1 protein-coding gene is annotated in these 1,253 nt (G+C 48.1%); it reads left to right on the top strand.

What is annotated here, in order from left to right:
• Positions 1-98: 98 nt before the first annotated feature.
• The gene (locus MMY95_RS15570) at positions 99-1,172 is read left to right on the top strand and encodes an IS30 family transposase (RefSeq protein ID WP_087843032.1); all 1,074 of its coding nucleotides are present in this window, start codon (positions 99-101) and stop codon (positions 1,170-1,172) included.
• The last annotated feature ends 81 nt before the right edge of the window (positions 1,173-1,253 follow it).

The raw sequence follows: 1,253 nt of genomic DNA, 5'->3' as shown, positions 1-1,253 counted from the left end.
CGCGCGTTTTATAATTAAGTTAGCCACCCAGCCAAAATGGTAAAAAAAAGACACCAAGACGAAAAATTCAGGTATCATTGAAGTTCCTACAACAAACAATGAAAGAAGTTTTCGTCTTGCTGCAAGAACAGTCTATCACACCACGCCCAAAAGGTCACCATTTATCGGAAATCGAACGCGGTCAAATCGCCGCTTGGCACATTGAAGGATGCTCAGCACGGCAAATAGCGATTCGATTAGGCGTCTGCCACCAGACCGTCAATAATGAGCTCAAGCGTGGTCGAGTCACGCAAGTTAAACGCGTTAATAATCAGAAACACTACTTTGAAATTTACAGCCCTGAAGCCGCTCAGAATCGCTATGAAATAAAGCGGCAAAACTGTGGACGTCCATTAAAATTTAGCCAAGTGACGGCCTTCTTAGCCTACTTTGATGATAAGTTCTGCCATGAGGGCTGGTCGCCGGACGCTGCTGTTGGTTATGCCCGTAAGCACCGGTTATTTAAGCCGGCCAAAATGGTCTGTACGAAGACTTTGTACAACTATATCGATGCGCAACTGTTGGAGATCCGTAACCTTGATCTGCTGGAAAAAACAAAACGCCGGACGACCCAACACCACTCGCACCAACATCAGCGCCTACTCGGTCGTAGTATTGAAGAACGGCCAAAGCGAGTAGAAACGCGCCACGAGTTTGGTCATTTTGAGATCGATACTGTCATTGGCAAACGTGCTGGTAGCGAGAGTGTCCTATTAACGTTTACCGAACGTAAAACGCGCTATGAGATTGTCCGCTTGATCGAGGGTAAAGACGCTGAATCTGTGGCTTATGCCATGCAAAATATTACGGCTGAATTCGGTGACGTTATGCGGACAGTTACGGCGGATAACGGAACAGAGTTCACCACGCTAACGGCTGCGCTTGAGGGTATTGCCGAGACTTATTATGCCCACCCTTATAGCTCGGCCGAACGCGCCACTAATGAGGTCCACAATCGTATACTCAGACGTTACTTTCCTAAGGGGCAATCACTCGATCTAGCTACACCCAGTCTGGTCCGTCAAGCTGAATCTCGGCTCAACCATCTCCCGCGCCGCTTACTTAAGTTCTGTACACCAGCTGAAGTATTTCGAAAGGAATTAGCACGTGCGCGCAAAGGCCGAGCCGCCTAATCCTGATCCACCTGGAACTCCCATGAGCCCTTTCGTCTGTGTGCTTTATCGGTACTGGCTAACTTACTATTGCAATTTGCG

This window comes from Lactiplantibacillus sp. ME-2 (assembly GCF_022549155.1).
GTDB classification, from domain to species: Bacteria; Bacillota; Bacilli; order Lactobacillales; family Lactobacillaceae; genus Lactiplantibacillus; species Lactiplantibacillus plantarum.
The sequence above is the reverse complement of the archived record's forward strand: the minus strand, read 5'-3'. Positions and strand labels throughout refer to the sequence as shown.

Coding starts and splice junctions, on each gene's coding strand:
- MMY95_RS15570 (WP_087843032.1), top strand. CDS start 99: ATGAAAGAAGTTTTCGTCTTGCTGCAAGAACAGTCTATCACACCACGC.